The 13,675-nt window shown below is 64.8% G+C and carries 7 protein-coding genes; 4 read left to right on the top strand and 3 right to left on the bottom strand.

The features are described 5' to 3' along the window. Positions 1 to 15 precede the first annotated feature (15 nt). Positions 16 to 1,215, top strand: coding sequence for a hypothetical protein (locus tag J2X57_RS15695; protein ID WP_309868549.1), 1,200 nt, complete (start codon positions 16 to 18; stop codon positions 1,213 to 1,215). Positions 1,216 to 1,240: 25 nt separating this feature from the next. On the opposite strand, the gene J2X57_RS15690 is transcribed toward J2X57_RS15695, so the two are convergent. The 3 genes from J2X57_RS15690 to J2X57_RS15680 all read right to left on the bottom strand — a co-directional run bounded on the left by J2X57_RS15690 (position 1,241) and on the right by J2X57_RS15680 (position 8,120). Further along, complete coding sequence (locus J2X57_RS15690; RefSeq protein WP_036117261.1) at positions 1,241 to 2,176, bottom strand: 5'-nucleotidase; 936 nt, start codon at positions 2,174 to 2,176, stop codon at positions 1,241 to 1,243. A 63-nt stretch (positions 2,177 to 2,239) separates the two neighbouring features. Then, on the bottom strand, positions 2,240 to 2,998 hold the full coding sequence (locus J2X57_RS15685; RefSeq protein ID WP_036111490.1) for an NAD kinase: 759 nt from the start codon (positions 2,996 to 2,998) through the stop codon (positions 2,240 to 2,242). A 202-nt stretch (positions 2,999 to 3,200) separates the two neighbouring features. Beyond that, positions 3,201 to 8,120, bottom strand: coding sequence for an NAD-glutamate dehydrogenase domain-containing protein (locus J2X57_RS15680; protein WP_309868547.1), 4,920 nt, complete (start codon positions 8,118 to 8,120; stop codon positions 3,201 to 3,203). A 270-nt stretch (positions 8,121 to 8,390) separates the two neighbouring features. Here J2X57_RS15680 and J2X57_RS15675 point away from each other — a divergent pair, with 270 nt between their 5' ends. Genes J2X57_RS15675 through J2X57_RS15665 form a run of 3 tightly spaced genes read left to right on the top strand, consistent with a single transcriptional unit; the run spans position 8,391 to position 13,603 of the window. Next, positions 8,391 to 9,047 (top strand): TetR/AcrR family transcriptional regulator, encoded by a 657-nt coding sequence (locus J2X57_RS15675; protein WP_309868545.1) that lies wholly within the window; start codon positions 8,391 to 8,393, stop codon positions 9,045 to 9,047. After that, positions 9,044 to 10,264 (top strand): efflux RND transporter periplasmic adaptor subunit, encoded by a 1,221-nt coding sequence (locus J2X57_RS15670; RefSeq protein ID WP_036111486.1) that lies wholly within the window; start codon positions 9,044 to 9,046, stop codon positions 10,262 to 10,264. Before J2X57_RS15675 ends, J2X57_RS15670 begins: the two co-directional genes overlap by 4 nt. Before the next feature lie 12 nt (positions 10,265 to 10,276). Further along, on the top strand, positions 10,277 to 13,603 hold the full coding sequence (locus J2X57_RS15665) for a multidrug efflux RND transporter permease subunit (RefSeq protein WP_081907401.1): 3,327 nt from the start codon (positions 10,277 to 10,279) through the stop codon (positions 13,601 to 13,603). The last annotated feature ends 72 nt before the right edge of the window (positions 13,604 to 13,675 follow it).

Genomic DNA, 13,675 nt, shown 5'->3' with positions numbered 1-13,675 from the left:
CTGGACGTCCTATCCATGTACGCTAATACGGGAAATCGTGAGCTTTATTGGAACTACCTCGCCGAACTTCCCGGAAACGACGGATATGGGCAATTAGCCCTCGGCGTGGTGCGCAACGACAACATGCCTGGCGCGACAGCGAATGCGTACGCTCAGAACTACGCCGAGAAACACGACGGCAAGCATTTAACTGAACGAGAATGGGATGATTTCGGTATAGACCTCATCCGCAACGACCTTGCTGCGCGTCGAGTCGAATTCAGAAAGGGGGACGCACTGGGAGCGCTCAACCTTTCCGGCAAGCTCGTGCAGGACGCTCACGACCTCTCGTTTAACGCAGTTCATATCGATCCCAATGCATGGACGCCGCGCAAGCTGCTCGAAGCCGCTCGCCATCACGGCGCGAATGGGCCGGAAGAGTCCGAGAAGATCTGGAAGACCATGCTGGACAACGATCTCATGGGAACCCGCCGCGGCGCAGCCACACTGGGTGACATGGCGCGCGCGACAGGCATGTCAGCAGCAGAGCGCGCCTCATACGGCGCAGACATGGCCGCGGCCTGGACCTCGGCCATCGGCGACAGGTCTCACATGGACCCCAACGTCATCGGGCGGAACGATCATTTCTTCGGGCGCGACCGCAACGGCGACTGGAGCGAATTCAGCAGTGCGCAACCGACCACGACCGTGTCGTTTACCGAGATGAAGGACGTTACCGATCCCAGGCTGCTGCGGGAGCTGGAGGATACGCGGAGTCTTCGCCTGGAAAGGGAGGGCGCTCGTAAGGACTTCCATCCCGACGACCCCGGCCGGCTGATCGGATCGCCTCATCCGATGGCAGACGCCCACCCGCGAACAAGTCTGCCGAGCGCCCATTCGGACCCGCTCTACGCGTCACTGCGCATGCAGCTTCCCATGGAAGTTTCAAACGATAAGGCGGCACAGATGGCGCTTGTCGCGCGTCAATCGAACATACGCGACGCAAGCGAGTTGTATGACGTCGAGGTTCAGGGGCGGAGCATCGTGTGCACGGGGATCCGTCCGGGGGCTGTAGCCACGCTCGACTTGGCCTCGCCCGCACCGCCTATGGAGCGGAGCCTCGCCCAAGGACAGCAATGGGATGCCGCCTTACAACAGCAAGCCCGCGATGCCTCCATGCAGCAAGCAAGTCAGCAAGCCTCCGTTACCCGGACAGGGCCCGTGATGGGTTTCTGATCCCGGCATCGCGGGAGAAGCGGACTCAGTTGTTCGACACGCCGTGCGGCACGTGCCCCGTCGCTACGTGCCGACGCGCCGACTCCACGTTGGCCGGGGAATCGTCGAAAAAGATATCGGCGCCAAAGGCATCGAGGAACGGCCCCTTGTCACGCCCACCGAGGAACAACGCCTCGTCGATACGCACACCCCAGCGGCGAAGCGTAAGAATCACGCGCTTGTGCGCCGGGGCGGAACGCGCCGTCACCAGCGCCGTACGAATCGGCGAGGTCTCCGCCGGGAACGCGGCCTGCAGGCGATGCAGCGCGGCCAGGAAACCACGGAACGGGCCGCCCGACAGTGGCTCGGCCCAAAGCTCCGACTCACTGCGATGAAACGCATCCAGGCCCTGCTCTTTCGAGACACGCTCACCTTCATCGCCGAAGATCACGGCGTCACCATCGAAGGCAATGCGAAGCTGTTCGCTGGAGCGCTGCGGCGCCGTCGACGGGAGGATCGTCGCGGCGGCGACGCCCGCCCGCAACGCGCGGCCCACATCTTCCGCATTGGCTGAGAGGAACAGATCCGCCCGGAACGGGGCGATGTAATCGGAGGTCGGCGCACCGCTGGTGAACGCCGCCCGCGAGATACCCAGCTTGTAATGCTGGATCGCGTTGAAGATCCGCAGGCCCGTGTCGCCGGAGTTGCGCGACAGAAGGATCACCTCGACCGGCGGGACGTCGCCGGACAATGCGTTCAGGCCGAGAAGCTTCTGCACCAGTGGAAAAGCCACGCCAGGCTTCAGCAGGTCGTTTTCGTGCTCGATCTGGAAGGCACGGTAGGCATCGAGGCCGTCGCGCTCGAACAGGTCGTGGCTGTCTTCCATGTCGAAGAGCGCGCGCGAGGAGATGGCGACGACGAGGCGGTTGTCGCTGACTGAGGCGTCGTTGTGGGCGTTCTGGCTTTCTTCGGGGGCGTTCATGGGATCGAGGTTGGGGCTAAAGGCCATCGCGCGCAAGGCGCGCTCCTACAGGTTCGCCTCCGGTCAGGGGGCGAATTGTTCGTCGAGGATGCGTTGCTGGAGATTGTGCTCCGGATCGAACAGGAGGCGGACCGCGTTCCGGCGCGACTGCTTGATCTCGACCGAGCGGACGTCGCGCACCTCGTGGAAATCCGCGGTGGCGCTGATCGGCCGCTTGTTCGGATCCTTGGTGTGCAACGTGACGCGGGTGGCGTGCGGCAGGATCGCGCCGCGCCAGCGCCGCGGACGGAACGGGCTGATCGGCGTCATGGCCAGCACGTTGGCGTCCAGGGGGAGGATGGGACCATGGGCGGACAGGTTATACGCGGTGGAGCCGGCCGGGGTGCAAACCAGGACGCCATCGCAGACGAGCTCGTCGAGTTTCATCTCGCCGTTGAGGCTGACCGTCAGATGAGCCGCCTGGTTGCTCTGGCGCAGCAGGGCGACTTCGTTGAAGGCCAGCGCGCGATGCTCGACGCCATCGCAGCAGACGCTGTGCATCTCCAGCGGATGCAAAACGGCTGGGTGGGCCCGCTCGATACGCTCGGGCAGGTGGTCGAGGTCGTGCTGGTTCATCAGGAAACCCAGGCGACCCAGCTTCATGCCGTAGAACGGCAGGCCGAGGGTGCGGTGGGCGTGGAGGGTGCGAAGCATGAAGCCGTCGCCCCCGAGCGACACGACGATCTCGGCGTCTTCGGGTTCGACGCCCTTGTAGCGTTTGACGAGCGCCGCACGGGCGCGCTGGGCCACTTCGGTTTCGCTGGCGACAAAGGCTAGGCGCATGAGGTGTGGGCTTCCGGATCCAGTCCGGAGCTTAGTCCTTAAATGGCGGGGTCGGATAGGCTGAAGTTGCCGCAGGTTCCTGTGGGGTTTCCCGCTGTCGCGGAATCGTCAGCAGGCGGCCTCCCACCGGACCGACGTGTTCCTCCGGTTATGCGGCTCCCACCAGGAGGGCAATGCCTTGCCCTGATGGGAGCCCGCCTTTTTACACCGGAATCTGCGCCAACTGCGCGAGACGACGGACCGCGACGGAGGCGATCGGGTAGTCCGCATTCTGGGTCAGGATCTCGGCCAGCATCGCGCGGGTGTACTTCAGCGTGGCATCGTCCCGCTCCAGCCAGGCCTTGACCGGGCTGATGTCCGTGCGGTCGCCGGCGACCGAAAGCACCTGCAGGGCCAGGGCACGATGCTGGGCGTTGAGCTCGTCCAGCAGCGAACCACGCGCCTGCGCATGCCAGGCACCTTCGACCGGCAGGGCCTCGATCTGCCCACGCAGCCAGTCGAGGTCCAGTGCCTCGGCCAGCTCGTAGAACACACGAGCGACCGTCGCCATGTCCTTACCGCTCTGCTTCGACACTTCGACCATGTCCAGCGCCGCACGCAGCACCGGTACGCGGGCAAGACGAACCGCCAGCTCACCGGGGACGCCGAGGCCTTCCCACTTCTCCTGGCTCGCGCCGAAGTCGCCACGGCCGGTATCGGTCAGGGCATCGGGCAGCGCCTTGCGCAAGACGGTCACTTCGCTGGCGAAACGATCGACGTTGGCGGCGATGTCGAGTGTGCCGCCCGGACGGTTGAGCAGCCAGCGGGTCAGGTGACGCAGCAACGACCAGATCTGCAGGATCGCGTCGATCTGGGTGTCTTCCGCGACCTTGCCGTCGAGCTTCTCGATCTCGGCCCACAGTTCTCGCGCATCGAGGATTTCGCGTGCGGCGGTGTACGCCTTGGCGATCGACGCCGGACCGTGGCCCGTGTCTTCCTGCATGCGCATCATGAACGTCGCGCCCATGCGGTTGATCGTCGAGTTGGTCACCGCGGTGGCGATGATCTCGCGCTTCAGGCGATGGCGCTGCATGTGCTCGGCGTACTTCTCGTGCAACGGCACGGGGAAGTAGCGGACCAGTTCGCGCGACAGATACGGATCTTCCGGCACGTCCGAATCGAGCAGCTGCTGGAACAGCCGGATCTTGTCGTACGACAGCAGCACGGACAGTTCCGGGCGGGTCAGGCCCTGACCGCGCAGCTTGCGCTCCGCCAGTTCGGCGACCGTCGGCAGCGATTCCACCGCACGGTCGAGCATGCCTTCGGCTTCGAGCGTGCTGATGAAGTGAGCCATCGAACCGAGACGACGCACCGACTGGTGCTCCATCACGGTGATGGCCTGGTTCTGACGATAGTTGTCCCACAGCACGAGGCGGCCGACTTCATCGGTCATCTCGGCCAGCTGCTTGTTGCGGCCCTCGAAGGTCAGCTCGCCGCGCTGGACGGCGTCGTTGAGCAGGATCTTGATGTTGACCTCGTGATCCGAGGTATCCACGCCGGCCGAGTTGTCGATGAAATCGGTATTGAGGAGCACCCCGGCCTGGCCGGCTTCGATGCGACCCTTCTGGGTCATACCCAGGTTGCCGCCCTCGCCCACCACCTTGCATCGCAGCTCGTTGCCGTTCACGCGCAGCGCGTTGTTGGCGCGGTCGCCGACGTCCGCGTGCGTCTCGCTGGTCGCCTTGACGTAGGTGCCGATACCGCCGTTCCAGAGCAGATCCACCGGCGCCTTGAGGATCGCCGAGAGGACGTCGGTCGGCGCCATGTGCGTCGCGTCGCTGCGAATACCCAGCACGGCCTTGATTTCCGGCGACACCGGGATCGACTTCGCCGTACGCGGCCAGATGCCACCACCGGCCGAGATCAGCGACTTGTCATAGTCTTCCCACGACGAGCGCGGCAGCGCGAACATGCGCGCACGCTCGGCGAAGGACGTCGCCGAGTCCGGGTTGGGGTCGAGGAAGATATGGCGATGGTCGAAGGCGGCCAGCAGGCGGATCTTTTCCGAGAGCAGCATGCCGTTGCCGAACACGTCACCCGACATGTCGCCCACGCCGACCACCGTGAAATCCTCGGTCTGGCAGTCACGGCCCAGCGCACGGAAGTGGCGCTTGACCGACTCCCACGCACCCTTCGCCGTGATGCCCATGCCCTTGTGGTCATAGCCGTTGGAGCCGCCCGAGGCGAAGGCGTCATCGAGCCAGAAGCCGTGTTCGGTCGAGATCGCGTTGGCGATATCGGAGAACGTGGCCGTGCCCTTGTCCGCGGCGACGACCAGATACGGATCGTCGTTGTCGTGGCGGATCACATCATGCGGCGGTAGCACCGCACCCTCGACGAGGTTGTCGGTGATGTCGAGCAGGCCGTTGATGAACATGCGATAGCACGCGATGCCCTCGGCGAGCTGCGCATCGCGATCGCCACCGACGGGCGGACGCTTCACGAAGAAGCCACCCTTGGAACCCACCGGCACGATGACCGTGTTCTTCACCATCTGGGCTTTCACCAGACCGAGGACTTCGGTACGGAAATCCTCGCGACGGTCGGACCAGCGCAGGCCACCACGTGCCACCGCACCGAAGCGCAGATGGATACCCTCGACACGCGGCGCGTAGACGAAGATCTCGCGGAACGGCACCGGCTTGGGCAGATCGGGCACCTGGTGCGAATCGAACTTGAAGCTGATGTACGGGCGGAACACGCCATCCCAGGCCTGGAAAAAGCTGGTACGCAGCGTGGCGTGCACCAGCGCGATGTAACTGCGCAGGATGCGGTCTTCGTCGAGGCTGGACACGTTGTCGAGCAGCGCGTTGATCGCTTCTTCGACCGCTGCCACCTGCTCGTCGCGCGGACGCGACAGCGATGCGATGAGGTTGCCGATGAGACCTGGCTGGGCCGACAGGATCTCCGCGCCGATCAGCGTGTGCATCTCGTGCGACAACATGCTCTCGGCCCACGCGCGCTCCGTGGCGTCGAGGCTTTCGCGGCGTGGGTCGAAGCGTGCGTTGAACAGCTCGACGATCAGGCCCGCGATGGCTGGATAGCGATTGAGTGCGTCTTCCATGTACGCCTGCGAGAACGCGACACCCGCCTGCTGGAGGTACTTGGTGTAGCTGCGCAGCACCGCGACCTGACGCCAGCCGAGCTTCGCGCCCAGGACGAGACGGTTGAAGCCGTCGTTCTCCGCGTTGCCGCGCCAGATCTGTTCGAAGGCGTCTTCGAACAAGGTGCCGACCTGCTCGACCTCGAAGGCGAGACGACCCACCGGCTGCACTTCGAAATCCTGGATGTAGAGGCGGCTGTCGCCGGCCTTCACTTCATACATGTGCTCGGTGAGCACGCGCAGGCCGAGGTTTTCCAGCTGCGGGAGGACCTCCGACAGCGCGATATCCGAACCCGAGCGATACACCTTGAAACGGAGTTCTTCCGGACGGTGCGACGGATGGTAGAACGACATGCTGATGGCATCGGGGCCGTCGAGGCCGGCCAGGGCGCGCACGTCGGCGGCGGCGACCTGCGGCGACACCTCGTCCACGTACCCGGCCGGCAGCAGCTTGCCGTAACGGTTGGCCAGGATGATCCCTTCCTGCTCGCCCACCGTCGCGATCAGACGATCGCGCAGGTCGTCGTACCAGTTGCGCGCGATCGACGCGATCTGCGACTCGATGCTCACGGCGTCGTAAACCGGGTGGTCGCCGATGCGCGGACGAACCACCACGTGCAGGCGAACCAGCGCGGCTTCACCCATGAGTACGGCGGAATCCACGTGTTCGCCGTGGAACGCGTCGCGCAGGACGTTCTCGACACGTTCGCGAACCGTCGTATTGAACCGGTCGCGCGGGATGAACACCAGGCACGAGAAGAACCGGCCGTAGCTGTCGCGGCGGATGAACAGGCGCGTGCGCGTGCGCTGTGCCAGCTCGAGCAGCCCGGTGGCCAGCGCGTAGAGCTCGTCCGTGCTGCACTGGAAAAGCTCCTCGCGCGGCAGGGTATCGAGGATGTGCCGCAGCGCCTTGCCCGAATGCGAATCGCGCTTCAGGCCCGAACGGTTCATCACCGCTTCGCACTTGTCGCGCACCAGGGGCACATGCTGCGGGTGCGCCATGTACGCGTTGGACGAGAACAGACCGAGGAAACGCTGCTCGGCGACCGGGCGCCCCTTGTCGTCGAACTTGAGGACGCCGATGTAATCCATGTAGCCCGCGCGATGAATCGGCGAACGGGCATTGGTCTTGGTCAGGATGATGGCGTCGGTGGAACCCGAGCGCGGCAGTTCGCTGGCCACCAGGGTGCGCAGCGATCGCGGCGCCAGCGAGCGCTCCGCGGCACGAAGAATGCCCAGGCCCGAGCCCTCGACGGTCTTGAGCACCTCGTCGCCCTGCCCCGGCGCCACTTCGTACTCGCGGTAGCCCATGAAGGTGAAATGGTCGTCGGCGACCCAGCGCAGGAAGTCGCTGGCCTCGCGGACCTCCTCGGCGGTGTACGGCAGGGAGCGCCTGCCAAGATCGTCGGCGATCTCGTTCATCTTGCCGCGCATGGCACGCCAGTCGTCGACGGCCTCGCGCACGTCGTGGAGCGCGGTCTCGACGTTGGCCCTGAGGTTCTCCAGTTCGGTGTCGTCGATGCGGTCGATTTCGAAACGCATGAGCGACTCGGTCTTCTCGCCGGCGCCGATCGACTCGAGCACCCCGGCGGCGGACCGGACCACAGGCACGACCGGGTGGATGATCGCGTGCACGTCGGCGTGCGCGGCGGCCACCATCGATACGGTGTCGACCAGGAAGGGCATGTCGTCGGTGACGACCTCGACCACGGCGCGGGTGCCGGACAGGCCCGGGTTGTAGACGCGGACCTTCGCTTTGCCCGGCGTGCGCTCACGCGCGAAGGTCAGCAGGTCGGCGATCAGGGCGGCCCAGCGGTCGGGGGCGTGCAGCGCGTGATCGGCCGGCGCGATGCGCTCGAAGAAGGCCTGGATAAAAAAGCGCGCCTCGTTGAGGCGCTCCGCGGGGTAGTCGATCTTTTTCAGTTCATCGAAGACGAGGGCTTCGAACTGGCCGCTTTCGGCGGTGCGAATCGCATTCATGGGCGGATATCGATGTGGGGACGGGAAAGAAATCCGTGAAAGCATAGCTCCCACACGTGGCATGTAGCCACACCGTCAGACATAACGGATAAGGTGCTTTTTCACTGCGCCGCGACATTATCCGTGCACTGTTTCGGAAAACGGACAGCATGGCTTCGGACTCGGGCGAAGCTGCAACGCAACAATTCGCGTGCGAATGGCGCTATTGCCCGTTGACGCTGGTCCGAGGGAGATTCTAAACTGGACGGTATAGTCCAGCAGGTAAAGTTAATGTCGCACCTGGAGTCACGCCCCGCTTCGGATCACCAGCAGCGGGTGCTTCAGGCGGCGTGCGCCCTTTTCCTGCGCGACGGTTACCGCGTCAGCATGGTGGCGGTGGCACGCGAGGCGGGCGTGTCCAAGCAGACCGTGTACGCGCATTTCGAGAACAAGGACACCCTGTTTCACGCCGCCGTCCAACAACTCGCCCACCCTTTGCACGCGAGCCTCGCACCCGAGAGCCGCGGTCTGGCCGACACGCTGTATGCGTTGGCAGAGGCGCACCATACCTACGTGATGGATCACGAGCACGTCGCGCTGGGCCGGATGCTGATCGCGGAAGCACCGCGCTTCCCGGCCGCTGCGAAGACGTTCTTCCGCACGGCGATCGGCACGGTCGCGGTGCGTTTGTCGCGTTGCATGGCCGAAGCGATGGACGCGGGGGACATGCGCCGGGACGACCCGGAGGTGGCCGCCGAGCTGTTCCTGGCCATGCTGCACGGGCTCGAGGGGGATCGTCGCCTCTTCGGCATGCGGGCGAGGAGCCAGAAGGCACAGGACGACTGGGCGAGACATGCGGTAACCGTATTTATGCACGCGTACGACATCCCCACGGATGGCCGGCCGCGAAAGATTAAGAAACCTGGAATAGGAACGGAGTTTTCATGAATCCCCTGCCTCTGCGCACGTCCCTGATGGCCCTCGGCCTCACCGCGGCGCTTGCCGCCTGCCACAAGCAGGAGGCGCCCCAGCAGCCGCCTCCGCCCGAAGTCGGCGTCATCACCGTCCAGCCTCAGGACGTTCCCCTCGTCCAGGATCAGGTCGGTCGCGTCTCGTCCTTCCGCACCGCCGATGTGCGCGCCCGCGTGCCGGGCATCCTGCTGAAGCGTCTGTATGACGAGGGCACGGACGTGAAGGCCGGCCAGAAGCTGTTTCAGATCGATCCGCAGCCGCTGACCGCCGAACTCAACGCCCAGCTTGCCGCCCTGGCTTCCGCCAAGGCCGCCGCGGCCAACTACAAGGCCACGGCCGACCGTTCGCGCGGGCTGATCGGCAAGAACTACATCTCCCGCCAGGATCTGGATACGGCCGAAGCCAACGAGCGCACCGGCAACGCCTCGGTCAAGCAGGCCGAAGCCAACGTCCAGTCGGCCCGGATCAACCTCGGCTTCACCGATGTGGTCTCCCCGATCGACGGTCGTGCCGGCCGCCAGCAGGTCACGGAAGGCGCACTCGTCGGCCAGAGCGACACCACCCTGCTGACCCAGGTCGACGAGATCGACAAGGTCTACGTGAACTTCAACATGTCCGTCAGCGACCTGGACACCATGCGCGGGGCCGCCGCCAAGGGCAATGTCACGCTCAGCGACACCAGCCAGTCCACGGTCCGCATCCAGCTCCCGGACGGTTCCGATTTCGGCGAGCAGGGCGCGATGGACTTCTCGTCCGCCACCGTGAACCCGCAGACCGGCACCGTCGACCTGCGCGCCCTGGTCAACAACACCGGCACGCGCCTGCTCCCGGGCCAGTTCGTGACGGTCAAGGCCAACCTCGGCAGCCTGCACAACGTCTACCTGGTGCCCCAGGCCGGCGTTCTGCGCGACGCCAACTCGGCCTATGTGATGGTCGTCGACAAGGCCACGGTGAAGGACGCGAACGGCAAGGAGCAGACCATCGACTCCGCCGCCGTCCGTCGCCCGGTCCAGACCGATCGCATCTCGGGCAGCAACTGGGTCGTCACCGGCGGACTGAAGCCGGGTGACAGGATCATCGTTCAGGGCGTGCCGAAGGCGAAGGAAAACTCGCCCGTGAAGGCCAGCCCCGCCCAGCAAGCTGCTGCACCGGCTCAGGCAGGCGCCCCCGCCGCGCCGGCCGGCCAGCAGTAAGGGAGTTTCGTCATGCCGAGTTTCTTCATCGACCGCCCCATTTTCGCGTGGGTGCTGGCGATCCTGATCAGCCTTTGCGGCACGATCTCCCTGTTGAACATGGGTATCGAGTCGTATCCGAACATCGCACCGCCGCAGGTCACCGTCACGGCGACCTACCCGGGTGCGAGCGCGGATACGACCGAAAAAACCGTGACGCAGGTGATCGAGCAGCAGCTGACGGGTATCGACCACCTGATCTACTTCAGCTCGCAGTCCAGCTCGTCGGGCACCGCCACCGTCACGCTGACCTTCGACACCGGCACCGATCCTGATATCGCGCAGGTCCAGGTGCAGAACAAGGTGTCGCTGGCGACGCCGCGCCTCCCGTCGGAAGTGACCCAGCAGGGCGTCGTGGTGGCCAAGGCCAACCCCGACTTCCTGATGTTCATCGCCCTGACCTCGACCAACAAGGCCATCGACAGCCATCGCCTGATGGATATCGTGTCCTCGCAGGTGCTCGACCAGGTCGCTCGTATTCCCGGCGTGGGCAGCACCCGCCAGCTGGGTGCCGAGTACGGCATGCGCGTCTGGCTCAACCCCGACAAGCTCCGCGGCTACGGCATGTCGGCCACCGACCTGCAGTCGGCACTGGCCGCGCAGAACGTGCAGTTCGCGGCGGGTTCGCTCGGTACCGATCCGGCGACCGACGGTCAGGGCTTCAGTGCCACCGTCTCGGCGGAAGGCCGTTTCACCTCGGCCGAAGAGTTCTCCAACGTCATCCTCCGTGCGAACAACGACGGTACCGTCGTCCGCCTGAAGGACGTGGCGCGCGTGGAGCTCGGACCGCAGACGTACGGATTCGCCACCGACTACAACGGCATCCCCACCGGCGCCTTCGGTGTGCAGTTGCTGCCCGGCGCCAACGCGCTGGACGTCGCCAATGCGGTTCGCGCGAAGATGGACGACCTGTCCAAGAGCTTCCCGGACGGCGTGACGTGGTTCGCCCCGTACGAGTCCACCAAGTTCGTGGTGATCTCGATCGAGGAAGTCGTGCATACCCTGGTCGAGGCGATCATCCTCGTCTTCCTGGTGATGCTGATATTCCTGCAGAACTTCCGCGCGACGATCATCCCCACCCTGGTCATCCCGGTCGCCCTGCTCGGTACGTTCATCGGCCTCTCGCCGCTGGGCTTCACGATCAACCAGCTGACCCTGTTCGGCATGGTGCTGGCCATCGGTATCGTGGTCGACGACGCGATCGTCGTGATCGAGAACGTCGAGCGCATCATGACGGAGGAGCACCTGCCTCCGAAGGAAGCCACGCGCAAGGCGATGGGCCAGATCACCGGCGCCATCGTGGCGATCACCGTGGTGCTGGCGGCGGTGTTCATTCCGTCCGCGCTGCAGCCCGGCGCTTCCGGCATCATCTACAAGCAGTTCGCACTGACCATCGCGGTCTCGATGGGCTTCTCGGCGTTCCTCGCCGTCACCTTCACGCCGGCCCTCTGCGCCACCCTGCTCAAGCATGAGCCGGACAAGCGCAAGAACGTCGTCTACCGCAAGTTCAACCAGGTCTTCGATTGGACCACGCATACGTACTCGGGTCACATCGACTCCGCCGTACGCCATGGTCCGCGCTGGATGATCGTGTTCGTGCTGATCGCGGCGCTGGCCGGCTTCCTGTTCACCAGGCTGCCGTCGAGCTTCGTCCCCGACGAAGACCAGGGTTATGCGCTGGCGATCGTGCAGCTCCCGCCGGGCTCGAGTCTTGCCCGTACGCAGAAGGTGCAGGAGCAGATCCGCAACATCATGCTGAAGAACCCGGAAGTCGAGGGTGTCTTCCAGATTTCCGGCTTCAGCTTCGTGGGTCAGGGCGAAAACGTCGGCATGGTCTTCATTCGCATGAAGGACTGGGCCGATCGCGACATCACCGTGCCGGAGTTCCTCGGCAAAGCGAATGGCCAGATGCAGGCGGTGAGCGATGCCACGATCTTCGTGGTCAACCTGCCCACCATCCGCGGTCTGTCGCAGTTCGGCGGCGTCGACATGTTCCTGCAGGCCCGTGCCGGTCAGGATCGTGCCGAGCTGACCCAGGCGCGTAACCAGCTGCTCGGTGCCGCGGCGCAGGACAAATCCCTGGTGGGTGTCCGTCCGAACACGCTGGAAGACGCTCCGCTGCTGCAGCTCAACGTGGACCGTACGCAGGCTCAGACGATGGGTCTGTCGGTCAGCGACATCTACACGGCCATCCAGCTCACGCTGGCGCCGGTCTATGTCAACGACTTCCAGTACGGCGGCCGCGTGAAGCGCGTGATGATGCAGGCCGACGCCCCCTACCGCATGGGTACGGACGCGTTCGCACACATCTACACCCCGAGCACGCTGACCTCCTCCACCAGCAGCACGTCCTCGACGACGAGCACGGTCGCCAGCGCATCGACGGCCACCGACAGCAGGATGATCCCGCTGTCCACCGTGGTTCATTCGAAGTGGACGATGGCCGCACCGACGCTGACCCGCTACAACGGGTACTCGGCCGTGGAAATCGTAGGTAACAACGCGCCGGGCTCGTCGACGGGTCAGGCCATGGCGACCATGGAGAAAATCGTCAACGACAAGCTCGGCAAGGGCATCGGTTACGACTGGAGCGGCCAGTCCTACCAGGAAATCCTGGCGGGTAATTCGGCCACCGCGCTGATGGTGCTGTCCATCGTCATCGTGTTCCTCTGCCTTGCCGCCCTGTACGAAAGCTGGTCCATCCCGGTGGCCGTGCTGCTGGTGGTGCCGCTTGGCCTTCTGGGTGTGGTGGTATTCTCAATGTTGCGCGGCCTGCCGAACGACATCTTCTTCAAGATCGGCATGATCACCGTGATCGGCCTGGCCGCGAAGAACGCCATCCTGATCGTCGAGTTCGCGGTCGAACAGCAGCAGGCCGGCAAGACGCTTCGCGACGCGGTGGTGGAAGCCTCCCGCCTGCGACTGCGCCCCATCCTGATGACCTCGCTGGCTTTCATCCTCGGCGTGTTGCCGCTGGCCATTTCCACCGGTGCGGGCGCCAACTCCCGCCACGCCATCGGTACCGGCGTGATCGGCGGCATGCTGTTCGCCACCATCCTCGGCCTGCTGCTGATCCCGGTGTTCTACACCTCGGTTCGCCGCATGCTGGGTGACAAGCTGGATGAGGTGTCCCACAAGATGCCGCACGTCGGTCATGACGACGACCACGATCCGCACGGCGGTGGCAACGGTGGTGGCGACGGCCCGAACGGCCCGACCAACCTCCACCCGCATGCTCCGAACGTCGGCGATGTCCGGGCCTTCGATTCGGATCCGCGACGCGGCACCGATCGACCGTAAGGTCGGAAGGCAAGTACCTATGAAAAGCCCGGCGAAAGCCGGGCTTTTTTTTCGTCGCCGCAGCGGCCTCAA

Source organism: Luteibacter sp. 1214 (assembly GCF_031455395.1).
Lineage (GTDB): Bacteria > Pseudomonadota > Gammaproteobacteria > Xanthomonadales > Rhodanobacteraceae > Luteibacter > Luteibacter mycovicinus.
Note: the sequence above shows the minus strand (reverse complement) of the source record. Positions and strands in the feature narration are given on the sequence as shown.

Bases quoted from the DNA above. Each gene is read 5' to 3' on its own strand.
- J2X57_RS15695 (WP_309868549.1), top strand. From the start codon at position 16: ATGTACGCTAATACGGGAAATCGTGAGCTTTATTGGAACTACCTCGCC.
- J2X57_RS15690 (WP_036117261.1), bottom strand. From the start codon at position 2,176: ATGAACGCCCCCGAAGAAAGCCAGAACGCCCACAACGACGCCTCAGTC.
- J2X57_RS15685 (WP_036111490.1), bottom strand. From the start codon at position 2,998: ATGCGCCTAGCCTTTGTCGCCAGCGAAACCGAAGTGGCCCAGCGCGCC.
- J2X57_RS15680 (WP_309868547.1), bottom strand. From the start codon at position 8,120: ATGAATGCGATTCGCACCGCCGAAAGCGGCCAGTTCGAAGCCCTCGTC.
- J2X57_RS15675 (WP_309868545.1), top strand. From the start codon at position 8,391: ATGTCGCACCTGGAGTCACGCCCCGCTTCGGATCACCAGCAGCGGGTG.
- J2X57_RS15670 (WP_036111486.1), top strand. From the start codon at position 9,044: ATGAATCCCCTGCCTCTGCGCACGTCCCTGATGGCCCTCGGCCTCACC.
- J2X57_RS15665 (WP_081907401.1), top strand. From the start codon at position 10,277: ATGCCGAGTTTCTTCATCGACCGCCCCATTTTCGCGTGGGTGCTGGCG.